This window comes from Myxococcus hansupus (assembly GCF_000280925.3).
Lineage (GTDB): Bacteria > Myxococcota > Myxococcia > Myxococcales > Myxococcaceae > Myxococcus > Myxococcus hansupus.
Window position 1 is genome coordinate 3024475 of the sequence record NZ_CP012109.1, and the last position, 19245, is coordinate 3043719.

Annotated in this window: 1 protein-coding gene and 2 pseudogenes; all 3 read right to left on the bottom strand. The window is 70.3% G+C overall.

The window, feature by feature from the left end; genetic code table 11:
* Positions 1-21: 21 nt before the first annotated feature.
* A pseudogene (locus A176_RS41185) lies at positions 22-792 on the bottom strand (MFS transporter); the annotation flags it as partial.
* Positions 789-4949, bottom strand: a complete 4161-nt coding sequence (locus A176_RS12030) for a non-ribosomal peptide synthetase (protein ID WP_021780900.1) — start codon at positions 4947-4949, stop codon at positions 789-791. The pseudogene A176_RS41185 and the gene A176_RS12030, both read right to left, overlap by 4 nt.
* Positions 4942-19181 (bottom strand): annotated as a pseudogene (locus A176_RS12035) (non-ribosomal peptide synthetase). Before A176_RS12035 ends, A176_RS12030 begins: the two are co-directional and overlap by 8 nt.
* Positions 19182-19245: the final 64 nt, after the last annotated feature.

Genomic DNA, 19245 nt, shown 5'->3' on the forward strand with positions numbered 1-19245 from the left:
CCGCCGTGGTGAGCGCCCCCAGCGTCCGGACGTCCGCGAAGGAGAGGACGAGCGGCGTGACGAGGACCTCGACGGTGCCGGTGATGAAGTTGCTGGCCGCGAGGAAGCCGATGAGCGCCAGCAGCCCCGGCGTGGTGCGCAGGTACACGCCGCCCTCGCGGATGGACTCCAGCAGTGACGGCCGCTCCTCGCTCGACGAGGACACGAGGTGCTCCCGGGGATGCGCGCCAACAGCAGCGGCAGCGTGCCGAGCGCGAGGGTGGTCGCGTCGATGATGAGGATGCCCTTGAGCTCGATGAACTCCATCAGCGTGGCGCTCAGCATGGGGGCCATGAGCTGGGAGAACGCGAGCCCGACCTGCACGAGCCCATTGGCCCGTCCCAGGTGCTGCGGCGGCACCGCCGTGGAGACGAGCACGCTGAAGGCGGGGTGCTGGAACGCGCTGGCCGCGGACACCACGGCTGTCGTGATGTAGGCATGCCACGGTTGGAGCAGGCCGTTGAACAGGAGCAGGGCCAGCACGAGGCTCGACATGCCCGCGGCCACGTCACTGAGCACCAGCACCCAGCGGCGGTTCCACCGGTCCACGAGCGCCCCGGCCACGGGGCCAAGCAGGATGCCCGGCAGCGTCGCGGCCAGCATGACCAGCGCGTATTGCGTCACGTCGCCCGTCGTCTTGTACGTCCAGACGCCGAGCGCGAAGCTCGTCAGCCCCGAACCCAGCAAGGACAGCACCTGTCCCAGCCAGATGGAGATGGCGGTCTTCACGGGAAAGGGAGGCGCCGCCGTCATCGCGTGCTCCCGGCGCGCAGCAGGCCCTGGCGCACGCACTCGGCCAGCACCTGGACGTGGGGCGCGGCCATCATCGTCATGTGGTCTCCGGGCACCGTCACGGGCGTGACGGACGCGGAGGCGTGGCGGCCCCAGCCCCACGTTGGGTCATCCGCGAAGGCCTCGGGGACGATGCCGTCCTCCTCGTGCCGCTCCTGCGCGCGGAAGAGCGCGACGGGCACGGGCACGGTGTCCCGAGGGATGTAATCAATCTGGTACGCGGCCTTGTAGACCTCGATGAACCCGTGGACCTGTTGGCTGTCCGAGCCCTCGGGCAACAGGCCCGACTGGACCAGTCGGTGCGTCAGGAGCTCGCGGCGCGCTTCCGGCGGCAGGGGCCGGAGCACCTCGGCGGAGATGCCCAAGTCCACGCCGTAGAGGCGGCCCGCCGTGCTGGCGACGGACGCCATCCAGTCCGCGTCATCGAGCGGCGGCGCTTCCCCCGCATCCTCCGAGAGCATCGGGACCGTGGTGTTGAGGATGCCCAGGAAGGCGACGTCCTCGCCCTTCTTTCGGAGCTGCTGCGCCATCTCGAACGCGACCCAGCTTCCGAACGAGTGGCCCAGCAGGTGATAAGGCCCCTGGGGCTGCGCCTGCTGAAGCGCTTCGACGTAGCACGACGCCATCTCCTCCACGGAGCGGTGCGGCGCTTCTCGGCCATCCAGTCCGCGGGCCTGGAAGGCAAACACGGGCAGGGTGGGGCCCAGGGACTGCGCCAGCTCGCGCAGGTACACGGCGTTGCCACCGGCACCGGGGACGCAGAACAGCGCGGGGCGGTGTGCTCCCGCCTGCAACGTCACCAGCGGCGACCACGGGCGCGGCGCGGACTCCTCGGACAGGGCCTTGGCGAGCTGCTCCAGCGCCGGGTTCTGGAACAGGACGGACAGCGGGAGCGAACGGCCGAACTGTTCGCGAATCCGCACCATCAGCCGGACCGCCAGCAGGGAGTGGCCGCCCTGGTCGAAGAAGTTGTCATGCGCGCCAATGGGGCGCACCGCGAGCAGCTCTTCCCAGAGGGCCGCGAGCCGTGCCTCCACGTCGCCGCGCGGAGCGACGAAGCCTTCCTGGGCCTCGCGGCGGACGCTCTCGGGGGCGGGCAGGGCCTTGCGGTCCACCTTGCCGTTGGGCGTGAGCGGGAAGGCGGCCAGGATGACGAAGGCCGCGGGCACCATGTACGGCGGCAGGTGCTTCTTCAGGTGCTGACGCAAGTCATCGGCCGAGGCCACATCCGGCGCGGTGAGCGTGAGATAGGCCACGAGCTGTTTGTTGCCAGCGTCCTCGTGGACGAGCAGCTCCACGGCCTGGACCGCCGCGTGCTCCAGCAGCTTCGCCTTGATTTCATCCAGCTCGATGCGGTGGCCGCGAATCTTCACCTGCGTGTCGTTGCGGCCGATGAAGGCGAGGGTGCCATCCTCCGTGTAACGGGCCAGGTCGCCCGTGCGGTACATGCGCGCGCCGGGCGTGGCGCTGAACGGGTTGGGGACGAAGCGCTCCGCGGTCAGGTTCGCCTGCCCCCAGTAGCCGCGCGCCACGCCTTCACCGCCCACGAACAGCTCACCCGGAATGCCGATGGGCACCGGTTGCATCGTGCTGTCCAACAGATACATCCGCGAGTTGGCGAAGGGCCGGCCAATGGGGACGATCTGCTCGCTGGGCGTGGGCTCGGGCTGCTCGAAGTACGTGCTGTCGATGGTGGCTTCGCTCAGGCCGTAGGAACTCACCAGCCGCGTCTCGGCGCCGCACAGGCCGCGGAGCTGGTGGTACTCGCGCATGTCCCAGGTGTCCGAGCCGACGATGAGCAGGCGCATGAAGTCCAGCCGGAGCCCGCGCTCCTGGCAGTGCCCCATCAGCAGGCGCACCACGGCGGGGACGAACTCGCCGCTGTCCACCTGCTCTCGCTGCATCAACGCGTAGAGCCGCTCGGGTTCGAGCAGCCAGTCGCGCGGGCAGAGGACCAGCGTCTTGCCGGAGCCGAGCGCCCGGGCCAGGTCGCCGGAGAAGACGTCGAACGAGAAGCTCGCCATCTGGAGATGGGCGCGCAGCTCGGGGAGCCGGTAGTCCCGTTCCCAGGCGAGATAGGCGTTGGTGAGGCTCCGGTGCGAAATCATCACGCCCTTGGGCCGACCCGTGGAGCCCGAGGTGTAGACGACGTAGGCGAGGTGCTCGGGGCCCGCGCCGCCCGGGGGCGGCGTCGTGGGGTGGGCGGAGATGGCCTCCGCGTCCGTGTCGATGCTCACCACGGGCGGCAGTGTCGCGGACAGGAGGGACACCAGTCCCTGGCGCGTGACGAGCACCGCGGGCCTGCTGTCGGCGAGCATCAGCGCCGTGCGCTCGGGTGGATAGGACGGGTCCAGCGGCACGTAGGCGCCGCCCGCCTTGAGCACGGCGAGCACGGCGACGACCATGTCCACGGAGCGGTCCAGGAAGACGCCGGTGATTCGCTCCGGGCCCACGCCCACGGTGCGCAGGTGGTGGGCGAGCTGGTTCGCCCGCGCGTTCAGCTCCGCGTAGGTGAGGCGCCGCTCGGGGTCGGTGACGGCGATGGCGTCGGGCGTCCGCGCCGCGTGCGCCTCGATGAGGTGGTGGAGGCAGGTGCCGGGCGGCACGTCGAGCCGGGCCTGGTTCCACGTCTCCAGGATGCGCCGGCGCTCGTCCACCGGGAGCAGCCGCAGGTCGAGCAGGCGCTGACCGGGGTCGGCGGCGATGCTCGCGAGCAGCGTCTGGAAGTGGGCGACCATCCGGTCGACGGTGGAGGCGTCGAAGAGGTCCCGGTTGTACTCCCAGATGCCTTGCAGGCCGCCGGCCTCCTCGGAGAACCACAGCGTCAGGTCGAACTGGGCGAAGGCCTCGCCTGCGACGCTGAAGGACTCCATCCGCAGCGCGCCCAGCTCCGCGGGGGGCGTGGGCGTATTCTGGAGGACCAGCATCACCTGGAAGAAGGGAGACTGGCTGGTGTCCCGAGACGGCGCGAGCTCCTCCAGCAGCTTCTCGAAGGGGATGTCCTGATGGGCGTAGGCGCCCAGCGTCACGTCCACCACGCGCCGCAGCAGCTCGCGGAAGCTCGGGTTGCCTTCGAGCCCCGTGCGCATGACGAGCGTGTTGAGGAAGAAGCCGATGAGGGGCTCCACCTCGGTCCGGTTCCGGTTCGCGATGTACGTGCCCACGCTGATGCGCGGCTCACGCGTGTAGCGGTGGAGCAGCGCCTGGAGCGCCGCCAGCAGCACCATGAAGAGCGAGGCCTTCTCCTGCGCACCCAGCGTCCGGAGTGCGTGGGCCACCGCCGGGTCCACCTGGAAGGCGCGCTTGCCGCCCGCATACGTGCGCACGCGAGGCCGCGCCCGGTCCGTGGGCAGCTTGAGCGCGCTGTCGCTGCCTTCGAGCTGGCGGCGCCAGTAGTCGAGCTGCGAGGTGAGCACCTCGCCCTGCATCCACTGGTTCTGCCACGCGGCGAAGTCGGCGTACTGGAGGGGCAGCTCCGGCAGGGGTGACGCCTGCTCCTGCGCGAAGGCGCCGTAGAGCGCTGTCAGCTCCTGCACGAAGATGCCGGTGGACCAGCCGTCCGAGACGATGTGGTGCACCACCAGCAGGAGGACGTGGTCCTCCTCGCCCATGCGGACCAGCCGCGCATGCAGCAGCGGCCCGGCGGCGAGGTCGAACGACGTTCCCGCGAGCTGAAGCGCCAGCTCCTGACAGAGGGGCTCGCGCTTCGACGTGGGCAGGTAGCTCAGGTCCAGCATGCCCAGGGCGAGCTTCAGCTCCGGGAGGATGCGCTGCCGGGGCTCTCCGTCCTCCGCGACGAAGGTCGTCCGCAGCACCTCGTGGCGCCGGATGACCTCGTTCAGCGCCCGCTCCAGGGCGGTGACGTGGAGCGGGCCGGCGAGGCGCACGAACTCGGGGATGTTGTAGGCGGGGGTTCCTGGCTCGAACTGGTCCAGGAACCAGAGCCGGCGCTGCGGGAAGGAGAGCGGCAGCGGCTGCTCACGCGAGACGCGTGGGATGACGGGCGTGCGGGCCTCCTCCTTCGGCGCGGCGACCACGTTCTGCTGCCGCAGCTTCTTGAGCACGGCCTCGCGCTTCTCCGGAGAGAGGCCGGCGAGCTTCTTCATCAGCTCACTCATTCGACCCCTCCAGCAGCTTCTCCAGGTCCTCGTCCGACAGGTCGCCGACTTCTTCCATGGCGGAGGCCAGCGCGGCTTCGTCCACGTTCTCCAACTGCGCCAGCACCACCTGCTCCGCGAGCCCCGCGATGGTGGCCTGCTCGAACAGGACGCGCAGCGGGAGCTTCACCCCGAACATCGCGTTGGTGCGCGAGATGATCTGCGTGGCCAGCAGGGAGTGCCCGCCCACGTCGAAGAAGTCATCCGTGACGCCCAGGGACGTCTGGCCCAGCACGTTCTTCCAGAGGTCCAGCAGGCTGGCCTCCGTCTCCGAGCGAGGCTCGACCAGCCGCTGCTCGCCCGTGCGCTGCGCCGCGTCCGGCGCCGGGAAGGCCTTGCGGTCCACCTTGCCGTTCGGGCTCAGCGGAATGGCCTCCAGCCGGACGAAGACGGCGGGCACCATGTAGTCGGGGAGCCGCTCTCTCAGGTGGTCGCGGAGCACCGCCGTGTCGCCGATGTCCGGGCCCACCACGTAGGCGACGAGCCGGCGGGGCGCTCCCGGGTCCTCGCGCAGCAACACCACCGCGCCCTGGACGGACGGGTGCTTGCCCAGCGCGGATTCGATTTCGCCCAGCTCCACGCGGAAGCCGCGCAGCTTCACCTGCGTGTCCGCGCGGCCGAGGAACTCCAGGTCCCCGCTGAGCAGATAACGCGCGCGGTCTCCCGTGCGGTAGAGGCGCGCGCCGGGCTCGGTGGAGAACGGGTCGGGCACGAAGCGCTCCGCCGTCAGGTCCGGGCGGTTGCAATAGCCGCGCGCCACGCCCAGGCCGCCGATGAAGAGCTCACCCGCGATGCCCGCCGGCACCGGCTGCCCATGCGCGTCCAGCACATGGAGCCGGTTGTTGGCGAAGGGCCGGCCAATGGGGACCAACTGCGTGTCGCCCGGGCCCAGCTCGCCGCTTTCGAACCACGTGCTGTCGATGGTGGCTTCGCTGACGCCGTACGAGTTGATGAGCCGGGTGTCGTCACCAATGACGGCCTGGAGCCGGTGGTACTCATTCACGTACCAGGCGTCGGAGCCGGCCACGAGGACGCGCATGAAGTCCAGCGACTGGCCCGTCTCCTCCAGATGCTGGAGCAGGCCGCGAAGCACCGCGGGGACGAACTCGGCGCAGTCCACGCGCTCCTCGCGCATCAGGGCGAGCAGCCTCGGCGGTTCGAGCAGCCACTCGCGCGGGCAGAGCACCAGCTTGCCGCCCGAGCAGAGCGCGCGGGACAGGTCGCCCGCGAACACGTCGAAGGAGAAGCTCGCCATCTGCAGGTGGCTCTGGCAGGCATCGCGCAGGCCGTAGCTTCGCGCCCAGCCCAGGTAGGCGTTGGACCAGCTCCGGTGGGAAATCATCACGCCCTTGGGCGTCCCCGTGGAGCCGGAGGTGAAGACGACGTAGGCCAGCCCGTCGGGCGAGGCGAGCCGCGCCGGTGCCTGCGTGGGCAGCGCGGCGCGCGCTGGCGCCTCCGTGTCGAGCAGGTACAGCGCCACCTCGGGGTTGGCGAAGGTCTCCACCAGGGACTGCTGTGTGAGCAGCAGGGAAAGCCGAGCCTCGGTGGCCATGCGCGCCAGGCGCTCGGCGGGGTAGGTGGGGTCGAGCGGCACGTAGGCGCCCCCCGCCTTGAGGATGCCCAGCAGCGCCACCAGCAGCTCGGGCGTCCGTTCCAGGCACACGCCCACCAGCAGCTCGGGGCCGATGCCTCGCTCGCGCAGGTGGTGCGCGAGCTGGTTCGCCCGTGCGTCGAGCTGCGCGTAGGTGAGCGAGCCCGCCTCGGGAGCGGTGACGGCCACCGCGTCGGGTGTCCGCTTCGCCTGGGCCTCGAAGAGCTCGTGGAGGCAGGCGCCCTGCGCCGGAACGTGCGTGTCGTTCCAGTCGTACACGACTTCACGGCGGCCCTCCTGCGTGAGCAGGGACAGCTCCCACAGGTGCTTGTCCTCGGCGTCGAGGATGCCCACGAGGACTGTCTGGAGCTGCTCCAGCAGCCGCTCCATCGCCTCCACGCCCAGGCGCGGGGACTCGAAGTCCAGGTTCAGCATCAACTGCTTGTCCGCGTGCGCGGAGAGCGTCAGCGGGTAGTTGGTGCGCTCCTGCGCGGTGACGTCGCGGACCTCCAGCACGCCCGCGCCTTGCCGCACGGAGTCCTCGACGGGGTAGTTCTCGAAGACGACGAGGCTCTCGAACAGCGGCGTGCCGCGCGGCACCGGGCTCCAGCCCTGGACCTTGACCAGCGGCGCGTACTCGAACGGAGCACGGTCCACCTGCCACGCCTGGAGCTCCTTCAGCCAGTCCACCACCTTGCGCTGGGCGGGCAGCGACACCCGGGCCGGCAGCGTGTTGATGAACAGGCCCACCATCTGCTCCACGCCGGGCAGCTCGGGCGGACGGCCGGCCACGGTGACGCCGAAGACGACGTCCTCCATGCCCGCGTGACGTCCGAGCACCAGCGCCCAGGCCGCCTGAACCAGCGTGCTGAGCGTCACCTGGTGTCGCCGCGTGAAGGCGCGGAGCTGCTCGGTGACCTCGGCGGAGAGGTGCACCTTGCGCTCGCCCATCACCTGCGCGGCGTTGCGCGCCTGGCCTCCCGTCTCACCGGGCAGCGGCGTGGGTTCACCGAAGCCCTGGAGGGCCTGCTTCCACCACGTCTCCGCCTGCGCGATGCCCCGGCCTTCGAGCCACGCGATGTAGTCGCGGAACACGGGCGGCGGCTCCAGGCGCAGCGGCTGCTTGCGCACCTGGGCGTCGTACATCGCCAGCATCTCGTTGAGGACGCGGCCCACGCTCCAGCCGTCGAGGAGCAGGTGGTGGAAGCTCCACACCACGCGCCACGTCTTCGCCCCCAGCCGCAGCACGCCCACGCGCATCAGCGGCGCCTGCTTCAGGTCGAAGCCCTTCGCGCGGTCCGCGTCCATCCAGGCCGACAGGCGCGTTTGCTGTTCGGCCTCCGGCAGGTGGCTCCAGTCCTGCTCACCCCAGGGCAGGGTGGCCGTGCGGTTCACCAGTTGGAGCGGCGCTTCCAGCTCCTCTCCCACGAAGCTGGTGCGGAGGATGGGGTAGCGCGCCATCACCTGCTGCCACGCCTCTCGCAGCGCCTCGCGGTGGAGGTCCGTGTCCAGCGTCCACGCGGCGCGCTCGAAGTACATCCCCGAGTCGGGGTCGAGCATCGCGTGGAAGAGCATGCCCTGCTGCATGGGCGACAGCGGGTAGAGGTCCTCCAGCTCCGGGTGCGACTGCATCAGGCCGCTCAGCGTGGCCTGCGACACCTTCGCCAGCGGGAAGTCCGCGGGGGAGAACCGTGCCGCGTCCGCGCCGCGCCGCTGCTCCACCAAGGCGCGGAGCGCGTGGAGGTAGCCCTGGGCCAGCGCGCCCACCGTGGTGCGCTGGTGCAGCGCCTGGCTGTAGGTGAAGGACACCTCCAGCTTGCCGCCGAACACGTGCGCATTCACCTCCAACACCTGCCGCCGCCGGCCCTGGCTGCCTTGCTGCGCGCCGAAGGGCTCGTCCGCGGACATCAGCAGCGACGACGTGGGCAGGGCCGAGTCGAGCTGTCCCAGGTAGTTGAAGGACACGGGCGCCTCGGGCTGCGCGCGCAGCCGAGCGCCTCGTTCATCCTGACGCAGGTAGCGGACGATGCCGTAACCCACACCCTTGTTCGGCACGCGCCGCAGCCCGTCGCGCACGGCGCGGAGTTCGTCACCCTCGCTGCCATCCTTCGGCAGCGCCAGCGTCACGGGGTACGTGCTCGTGAACCAGCCCACGGTGCGGCTCAGGTCCACGCCGTCGAACAGGTCCTCACGCCCGTGTCCCTCGAGCTGGACGCGCAAGCGGCGCTGTCCCGTCCACGTGGACAGGGCCTGGGCGAGGGCGGTGAGAAGCACCTCGTCGATGCGGGCGCGCCATGCGGTGGGGACTTCCTGGAGCAGCAGCCGCGTCTCCTCGGTTTCCAGCGTCACCGTCAGCGTGCGTGCGGACTCCAGTGTGTTCTCACCGTCAGCGGTGTCCAGGGGCAGCGGCGCGGTGTCCTCGCCCGCCTGGAACCAGTGGTCGGCTTCGACGTCCAGGGCCGGGCTGGAGGCGTACTCTTCCAACCGGCGGGCCCAGGCCTGGAAGGACGTCGTCTTCGGGGGCAGCGTCGCGGGCTGTCCCTGGGTGAGCTGCTGGCAGGCCGTCTCCAGGTCCGCGAGCAGGACCCGCCAGGACACGGCATCCACCGCGAGGTGGTGGATGGCGAAGAGCAGCCGGTCTCCCTTCTGCGGCCCGAGGTGGAAGCGCACGGCCGAGACCAGTGGCGCTTCGTCCAGCTTGAAGCCCGCTTGGGTGCGCTGTGCCTCTTCCTCCAGCGCGGCCCGCTGCGCGGCTTCATCCAACGTCGAGAGGTCCACCTCGCGCAGCGTCACGGTGCTGTCGAGTCCGAGGCCCTCCTGGCGCCATCCGTCGGCCGTCCGCTCGAAGCGGAGGCGGAGCGCGTCGTGGTGCGCGACCAGGGCCCGCAGTGCGTCTTGAAGCACGGACGCCGCGATGGGCTGCCGCAGCCCCAGGAGCAGCGCCTGGTTGTAGTGGTGGAGCTGCGGCAGGTCCCACTCGAAGAACCAGTGCTGGATGGGGGTGAGGGGCACGGCGCCCGTCACCGGGCCCTGCTCGCTCTCCACCACCTGCGCCTGTCCCACGTGCGGGGCCAGCGCGGCGATGGTCTGGTACTGGAAGAACTGACGCGGGCTGATGTGCAGCCCCGCCTCCAGCGCCCGCGCGATGACCTGGATGCTGACGATGGAGTCGCCGCCCAGCTCGAAGAAGTTGTCGTGGACGCTGACGCGCTCGCGGGTCAGCACCTTCGACCAGATGTCCGCGAGCGTCTGCTCCACCGGATTGCGCGGGGCGACGTGGACGTGCTCGGGCTTCGCCTGCTGCTGCGCCAGTGAAGGCAGCGCCTTGCGGTCCACCTTGCCACTGGTCGTCAACGGCAGGGCCTTCAGCATGACGAAGGCGGAGGGGACCATGTAGTCCGGCAGTCGGCCTTCCAGCGCCTTGCGCAGCGCGTCCGCTTCGACGGGCTGCTCCTCGTCGTCGGCGACGACGTAGGCCACCAGTTGCTTGCGGCCCGGGGCCTCCTCGCGCACGAGCACGGCCGCGTCCCGCACCTCGGGGTGGGCGGACAGCGCGGACTCGATTTCGCCCAGCTCGATGCGGAAGCCACGCAGCTTCACCTGGTGGTCCAGGCGTCCGAGGAACTCCAACCGCCCCTCGGGCAGCCAGCGCACGCGGTCTCCCGTCCGGTACAGCCGCTCTCCTGGCGTGGCGGAGAACGGGTCCGGCACGAAGCGCTCGGCGCTCAGGTCCGGGCGGCCCAGGTACCCACGCGCGACGCCGACGCCGCCGATGAACAGCTCACCGGGAACCCCCACGGGCAGCGGCTGCATCCGGGCGTCGAGCACGTAGAGCCGGACGTTCGCCCAGGCGCGTCCGATGCCGAGCCGGTCCGGGTCCACGGCCTCGTCCACGGACGCGCAGATGGTCGTCTCGGTGGGGCCATAGGCGTTGATGAAGCGGGTCGTCTTGAGCCACCGGCGCGCCAGCTCCGGCGCGCACGCCTCGCCCGCGGACACGACGCTCTCCAACAGGGGCAGGGTGTCTGGCTCCAACTGCGCGAGCACGGACGGCGTCAGCGTGACGCCGGTGATGCGCTGGGCCGCCAGCAGCCCCTGGAGCGGCGCGCCGGGCATGATGGCGTCACGCGGCGCGAGGCAGAGTTGCGCGCCCGCGAGCAGCGTGGAGAAGACCTCGCACACCGACGCGTCGAAGCCGAGCGCGGCGAACTGCAACACGCGGCTCTGGGCATGGACCCGGTGGGCCTGGATGGCGGACAGCGCCGTGTTGCACAGGCCCCGGTGCGTCAGCAGCGTGCCCTTGGGCCGGCCCGTCGAGCCGGAGGTGAAGATGATGTACGCGAGGTTTTCCTCGGACATCTCCACCGCGGGCGGCGTCTGGGGCTGGCCGGCGATCATCGGCCAGTCCGCGTCCAGGCAGACCAGCAGCCCGAGCGCGGGCAGCTCATCCGCCAGGTGCTCCTGGGTGACGAGCACCGGGATGGCGGCGTCGCGCATCATCAGCGTCAGCCGCTCCACGGGGTAGCTCGGGTCCAGCGGCAGCCAGGCGCCACCGGCCTTGAGGATGCCGAGGATGCCCACCACCAACTCCAGCGAGCGATCCACGCACAGGCCCACGCGGACCTCGGGGCCCACGCCGGAGGCCCGCAGGTGCCACGCGAGCTGGTTCGCCCGGGCGTCCAGCTCGCGGTAGGTGAGCTGCTGACCCTCGAAGGAGATCGCCACCGCGTCCGGCGTGCGGGCCGCCTGCTGCTCGAAGACGTGGTGCGCGCAGGTGCCCTCGGTGCGCGGCGTGGCCGTGTCGTTCCAGGCCACGAGCGTCTGCTCACGCTCGGCCTTGGACAGCAGGGGGAGCTGAGAGACGCTCGCGTCCGGCCCGTCCATGGCGGCGAGGAGCAGCTCGCGCAGGTGCCCCATCATCCGCTCGATGGTGGCCGCGTCGAAGAGGTCGGTGCTGTACTCGCACAGGCACTCCAGGCCCTGCTCGGTCTCCGTGGCCACCCACGTCATGTCGAACTTGGCGGCGCCGGTGGTGCTGGTCTCCTCATGCAGCGTCAATCCCTCCAGGTAGAGGTCGGACGACGGCGCGTTCTGGAGGATGAGCTTCACCTGGAAGAGCGGCGAGTAGCTGAGGTCGCGCTCCGGGTTTATGGCCTTCACCAGCTCCTCGAAGGGGAGGTCCTGGTGGGCGTACGCATCGAGCGCCACCCGCCGCGTCTGGGCCAGCAGCGCGCGGAACGTCGGGTCTCCGCTCAGGTCGCCGCGCATCACGAGCTGATTGACGAAGAAGCCGATGAGGCCCTCGGTGCCGGAGCGATTGCGGTTGGCGATGTCCGTGCCGACCACGATGTCCGTCTCACCGGTGTAGCGGTGCATCAGCGCCTGGAACGCCGCCATCACCGCCATGAACGGCGTGGCGCTCTCACGGCGGCAGAGCACCTGCAACGCCTTGGCGGCGTCGGCGGGCAGCAGCAATCCCCGGTGCGTGGCGCCGCGGAAGCTCTGCACGGGTGGACGCGGGCGGTCGGTGGGGAGGTCGAGCTGGGACGGTGCCCCCGCGAGCCGCTGCTTCCAGTAGTCGAGCTGCCGCTCGAGGACGTCGCCCGCCAGCCAGTCCCGCTGCCACCGCGCGTAGTCCGCGTACTGGACGGGCAGGGGGGCCATCGGAGGCGGCTGCCCCGTCGACAGCGCGGCATAGAGGTCCGCGACCTCACGCACCAGCACGGACAGCGACCAGCCGTCCGCGATGATGTGGTGCAGGGTCAGCAGCAGCAGGTGTTCCTGGTCCGCGAGCTGGATGAGCCCCATGCGGCACAGCGGCCCACGCGTCAGGTCGAAGGGACGGCGCGCTTCTTCGTCGGACAGGCGCCGGGCTTCGGCTTCGCGCAGCTCGGGCGCCACGCCTCGCAGGTCGATGAGGTCCACCTTCGGCGCGGAGGGCGGCTGGATGACCTGGACGGGCGTCTGCCCGTTCATCCGGAACGTCGTGCGGAGTGACTCGTGCCGGAGGATGAGCGCTTCCAGGCAGCGCTGGGCCGTCTCGGGGTTGAACGCGCCCGTCAGCCGGATGACGGCGGGCATGTTGTAGAAGGGGCTGTCCGGCTCCATCTGGTAGAGGAACCAGAGGCGCTGCTGCGCGAACGACAGCGGCATCTCCCCGTCGCGGGGGAACGCGCGCAGCGGCGGCGGAGGGGCCTCTCCCGCTTGCTGGGCCTGGAGCGCTTGCACCCGCTCCGCCAGCGTCGCGATGGTGGGGGCCTCGAAGAGGGCGGCGATGGGGACCTCCACGCCGAAGGCCTCGCGAATCCGCGACACCACGCGGGTGGCCAGCAGTGAGTGGCCGCCCAAATCGAAGAAGTGGTCGTGGATGCCCGCGCGGTTCGTGCGCAGCACGTCCACCCAGATGCTGGCGATCAGCTCCTCGGTGCCGTTTCGCGGCGCCGTGCGCGGCTCCAGGGACGTCATCCCATCGGGCAGCGGCAGTCCCTTGCGGTCCACCTTGCCGTTGGGCGTGAGGGGCAGCGACCACAGGCCCACCACGAAGGCGGGCACCATGTGCTCGGGCAGCCGCTGCTGGAGGAACGCGCGCATGGGGGCGGGGTCCACGTTCACGTCCGAACGCGGGACGAAGTAGGCGACCAGCCGCTGGTCACCGGGCACGTCCTCGCGAACGATGACGACCGCGTGCATCACGGACGGGTGCTGGCGGAAGGTGGCTTCGATTTCGCCCAGCTCGATTCGGTAGCCGCGCAGCTTCACCTGTCCGTCGCGGCGGCCCAGGAACTCCAGGTTGCCGTCCGGCAGGAAGCGGGCGTGGTCCCCCGTGCGGTACAGGCGCGCGCCCGGCGTGGTGCTGAAGGGATTGGGGACGAAGCGCTCGGCGGTGAGGGCGGGGCGGCCCAGGTAGCCGCGCGCCACGCCGGTGCCGCCGATGTACAGCTCACCCGTGACGCCCACGGGCAGGGGCTGCATGCGCGCATCCAGCACGTAGAGCGCCGTGTTCGCGATGGGGCGGCCGATGGGGACGATGCCGTCGGGCAGTTCCCCCGCGCTGGCGTCGAACACGGAGCAACCGACGACTGTCTCCGTGGGGCCGTACTCGTTGATGAGTCGAACCTGGGGCGCATGCTTCCGCCAGAAGTCCACGGTGGTGGGCGGCAGGGCCTCGCCACCGACGACGAAGGTCCCTGTCACCTGGGACAGGGCCTCCGGAGGAATCATGCCCGACAGCACTTGGAGGTGCGCCGGCGTGAGCTTCACCAGCTCGTGCCCGTGCGGTTGCTGAAGCGCCTGTGCGAGCGCCTCGACCTCGCGGCCCGCGGGCACCAGATGCACCGTCCCGCCCGCGAGCAGCGGCGTGAGCAGGCTGGTGATGGTGGCGTCGAAAGCGATGGAGGTGTGGACCAGCGAGCCGTGGCCCGGCTTCACCGCGTAGGCCGCCTGCGCCCACGTCAGGTAGTTGATGAGCCCTCGCTGGGTGAGCAGCGTGCCCTTGGGCAGACCCGTGGAGCCCGACGTGTAGATGACGTACGCCAGCGAGTCGCCCGTCGCGGTGGACACCGGCGCCTGGGAGGGCAGCGCTTCCCATGGCTGGGCCTCCGAGGTCATCAGGAGCCTGGGCACACTGGCGGCCGCGAACGTGGCCTCGTGCGCCTGGGTGGTGAGCAGCACGACGGCGCGCGAGTCGCCCAGCATGTACGCCAGTCGCTCCGCGGGGTAGCTCGGGTCCAGCGGCAGGTACGCCGCGCCGGCCTTGAGCGTGGCCAGCAGACCCGTGACCAGCTCGATGGAGCGGTCCAGGCCCAGCGCGACCACGCGCTCCGGCCCCGCGCCCAGCGACAGGAGGTGATAGGCGAGGCGGTTGGCGCGCGCGTCCAGCTCCCCGTAGGTCAGCGTCCGTTCACCATCGACGACCGCGACGGCATCCGGCGTCGCCGCCACCCGGGCCGCGAAGAGTCCCTGGAACGTCGGTTCCACGGGCAGCGCGGCGGTGGTGTCGTTCCACGCCGTCACCATGCGCCGCTGCACGTCGGCGGGCAGCGGGCTGGACGTGTGGTGCGGCGCGTGGGGCTCGAAGGCCAGCGCGTGGAGCACGCGCGAGAAGCACGCGCCAATCTGCTCCACCTGCTCGGCGTCCAGCTCAACGGCGTTGTAGTCCATCTCCAGCGTGAGCTCTTGCGTGTGGGGCTCGGTCTGGAAGTGGACGGCGAGGGTGACGTTGGTGCCCTCCGAGCGGATGGTGCTCAGCGCCTCCAGCTCCGCGAGCGTGCCCGCGAGGTCATGGAGCACGTGGAAGTGCATGTAGTTGAACATGACTTCGTAGAGCGTCTCGCGGCCCCACTGCCGCTGGATGTCCGCCATGGGGTAGCGGCGGAACGGGTACAGCGAGCGCTCCGCATCGAAGGCCGCGCGGACCAGGGACAGCCAGCTCCCCGGCGCCAGGTGCATGCGGAAGGGCACCGTGTTGAGGAAGATGCCCCGCAGCTTCGAGCCATCACCTTCCTCGGGCCGGCTGTTGACGCCGGTGCCGGTGATGACGTCTTCCTGGCCGCTCAGCACGCTCATCACCTTGAGGTGCGAGGCGAGCAGGATGCTCTTGAAGGGCACGCCCGCGTCGCGCGTCAGGGCGTTGAGACCCTCCGTCAGCGCGGGCGGGATGGGCACCTTGACGGTGGCGATGCGCGGCTCGCCCTCCACCAACGCGCGGCGCCAACGGGGCACGCGCATGACCTGGCCGTCCGCCAGCAGCTCGCGCCAGTAGCGCTGATGGTCCTCGGAGGCGAGCGCCTGCCGCTCCATGGCCACGAAGTCGCGGTAGGTGATGCTCAGCGGCTCGAAGCGCGGCGGTTCCTGGTGGTTCACCAGCGCGTAGTAGTGGTTGAAGATCTCCACCAGCGTGGAGTGGAGGCTCCAGCCGTCGATGATGGCGTGGCACTCCGTGAGCGTGAACTGGAAGTCCCGCTCGCCGCGGATGTGCACGAAGAAGCGCAGCAGCGGCGGGCACGCGAGGTCGAAGTGTTGCTGCTTCTCGTCCTCCAGCAACTGCCGGATGGCCGCGTCCTGCGCCTCGGTGGACAGGTGGCGGGCGTCGGTGACTTCCAGGGAGAGGTGGGCGGTCCGGTGCACGAGCTGCAACGGCTCGCTGTACGACGTCATGTCGAACGCCGTGCGCAGCACGGGCTGTCGCGCGGTGACGACCTGGACGGCTTCGTCGAAGTGCGCGGCGTTGAACGGCGTCTTCAGGCGCAGATGGAAGCTGTCGGTGTTGTGGTAGATGTTCGAGGTAGGCGCCAGCTCCATGTGGAAGAGCATGCCGGCCTGGATGCGGGCCAGCGGGTAGGCGTCCTCGATGCTCTCGGGCAGCTTCGCCCGGTCCTCGGCGGAGATGAGGCTGAACGGCTCGGTGCGCGGGAACACCTCGCGCGCGGGCTGGGCCTCTCCGGCCGCCGTGGCGAGCTCCGCCACCGTCTGGTGCTGGAAGAGCTGCTGGAGGGAGAAGCGGATGTCCTGCTTCTGCGCCAGCGTGAGCACCTGGATGCTCAGGATGGAGTCACCGCCCAGCGCGAAGAAGTTGTCATGGATGCCCACGCGCGGGACTTCCAGCACCTGGGACCAGATGGCGCAGAGCGCCTCCTCCACCTTCGTCCGAGGCGCGACGTACGCATCCGCCAGGTCGGCGCGAGCCGTCACCGGCTCCGGCAGGGCCTTGCGGTCCACCTTGCCGTTCGCGGTGAGCGGGAAGCGCTCCATCACCACGAAGGTGCTCGGCACCATGTAGTCCGGCAGCTTGGCGAGCAGGTGCTGGCGCAAGTCGTTGACGCCTGGCGCGGGCTGTTCGGCCGTCGCGACGTAGGCCACCAGGGCCTTGTTGCCGGGCGACGTCTCTCGCACCAACACCAGGGCCTCGCGCACGGCGGGGTGCAGGCTGAGCACCGTCTGGATTTCGCCCAGCTCGATGCGGAAGCCGCGAATCTTCACCTGGTGGTCGATGCGGCCCAGGTACTCGAGCTGCCCGTCCTTCGTGAAGCGCGCGAGGTCGCCCGTCCGGTACAGCCGGGCACCGGGCACACGGCTGAAGGGGTGGGGCACGAAGCGCTCGGCGGTGAGGCCGGGACGGCCCAGGTAGCCTCGCGCCAGACCCGCGCCGCCCACGAAGATTTCCCCGGCGACGCCCACGGGAGCGGGCTCCAGCCGCGAATCCAGGACGTACAACTGGAGGTCGGGAATCGCGACGCCAATGGGGCTCTGCTGCGTGCGCTCCGCTTCCACGGCATCCATGGGACGGTAGGTGACGTGCACCGTCGTCTCGGTGATGCCGTACATGTTGATGAGGCGAGGCTGGGTGTCGCCGTGCTTCCGGAACCAGGGGACCAGCGTCGCCGGCTCCAGCGCCTCGCCACCGAAGACGACGTAGCGCAGTGACAGCGATGGCGCCTCCGCGCCCAGGCGCTCCTCGGCCTGGATGAGCTGGCGGAAGGCCGCGGGCGTCTGGTTCAGCACGGTGACGCGTTCGTCGCTCAGCAGCCGGAAGAAGGCCTCCGGCGAGCGCGAGACGAGGTAGGGCACCACCACCAGCTTGCCGCCGTGGAGCAGCGCGCCCCACAGCTCCCAGACGGAGAAGTCGAACGCGTACGAGTGGAACAGCGTCCACGCGTCGTTCGCGTCGAAGTGGAACCAGTGTTCGGTGGCATCGAACAGGCGCATCACGTTGCCGTGAGGCAACAGCGAGCCCTTGGGGAGGCCCGTCGACCCGGACGTGTAGATGACGTAGGCGAGCTGTTCACGGGCCGCGGGAAGCCCGGGCGTGTGTGTGGGCTGACGCGCGAGTTCGTCCGCCGCGTCCTCCAGCACCATCAGCGCCGCGCCGTCCGAGGGCAGTCGCTCGAGGAGGTGCCGCTGCGTCACCACCAGCGGCATCCGGCTGTCGGACACCATGAAGGCCAGACGGTCCGCGGGATAGGTCGGGTCGAGCGGCACGTACGCCGCGCCCGCCTTCAAGATGCCGAGGATGCCCACCACCGTGGCCAGGGAACGCTCCACGCAGAGGCCCACCAGGGCCTCGCGGTGGACACCGCGCGCGAGCAGCGCATGGGCGAGCTGATTGGCCCGGCCGTCCAACTCCGCGTACGTGAGGCGCTCGCCGTCCGCGACCACCGCGATGGCATCCGGACGCTGGCGTACCTGCGCCTCGAAGCGGCCGTGCAGGGTGTCCTCGCCGGGGAAGGCCTTCAGCGCCGGCCAGACGTCGAGGAGCTGGTGCCGCTCGGGTTGCGTGAGCAGCGGCAGCGCGTCCAGCCGGAGCTCCGCGTTCGCGGCGACGCCCGCGAGCAGCGTCTGGAAGTGCCCCGTGAAGCGCTCCATCGTCTCCCGGTCGAACAGGTCGCTGTTGTACTCAATGAAGCCGCGCAGACCGTCCGTTGTCTCCTGGAGGTCCAGCGTCACGTCGAACTTCGACGTGCCCGGTGCCAGGTCGAGCTGCGTCAGGGTGACTCCGGGGAGCGTCAGCGCCGGGCCGGCCATTCCCTGGAAGTTGAACGCGGTCTGGAACAGCGGCGTGTAGGCCAGGTTGCGCGTGGGCTGCACCGCTTCGACCAGCTTCTCGAACGGAATGTCCTGGTGTGCGTAGGCCCCAGCGTCGCCTCGCGCACTCGCTGGAGCAGCTCGCGGAAGGTGGGGTTGCCGGACAGGTCCGCGCGCAGCACCAACGTGTTGACGAAGAAGCCGATGAGCCCTTCGGTCTGCACGCGGTTGCGGCTGTTCTGGGGCGCGCCGACGAGGATGTCCGTCTGGTGCGTGTACCTCGACAGCAGGGCCTGGAACGCGGCCAACACCGTCATGAAGAGGGTGGCGTTCTCCCGTTGGCCCACCTTCTGGAGCTCCGCGACCAGTGCCGAGGACAGGTGCAGGGACACCGCGTCACCGCGCTGCGTCTGGACCGCGGGGCGGGGCCGGTCGGTGGGCAGTTGCAGCACGGGGGCGCCCGCGAGCTGCTGCTTCCAGTACGTCACGTGTGCTTCGAGCGCGCCGGGGGACGCCATCCACTCGCGCTGCCACTCGGTGTAGTCCGCGTACTGGATGGGCAGCTCGGGCAGCTCCGGCTCGCGCTGGGCGATGAACGCGCCGTAGAGCTGAGACATCTCGTGGATGAGGATGCCCAGGGAGGCACCGTCCGAGATGATGTGGTGCATCGTCAGCACCAGGACATGGTCCGTCGCGCCAAGCTGGATCAGCCGCGTGCGCAGCAGCGGTCCCTTCATCAGGTCGAAGGGCTGGCGAATCTCCTCCGTCGCGAGCCGCTGCGCTTCCGCCTCGCGTGTCGCCTCGGGCAGTCCGGTCAGGTCATCGAGGACGGTGGACACCTCTCCTTCGGGCGAGACGACCTGGACCGGCTGTCCCGCTTCCTGCGCGAAGGTGGTGCGGAGCGACTCGTGGCGCTCCACCAGGGTCTCGAAGGCGCGGTGGAGCGCGCGGGTGTCGAGCGGACCGTTGAGCCGGACCGCGCCAGCGATGTGGTAGCTGGGGTTCTCCGGCTGCATCAGGTGGAGGAACCACAGTCGCTGCTGCGCGAAGGAGACAGGAAAGACGTAGGATTCAGCGGTCATGATGGGTGACGAACCGGCTGTGCAGGGATTTGGGGCGAGGAAGCGGCCGTAACGGAAGGGCCCG

Excerpts from the sequence above, each read along its gene's own strand:
- A176_RS12030 (WP_021780900.1), bottom strand. The coding sequence starts at position 4,949 with ATGAGTGAGCTGATGAAGAAGCTCGCCGGCCTCTCTCCGGAGAAGCGC.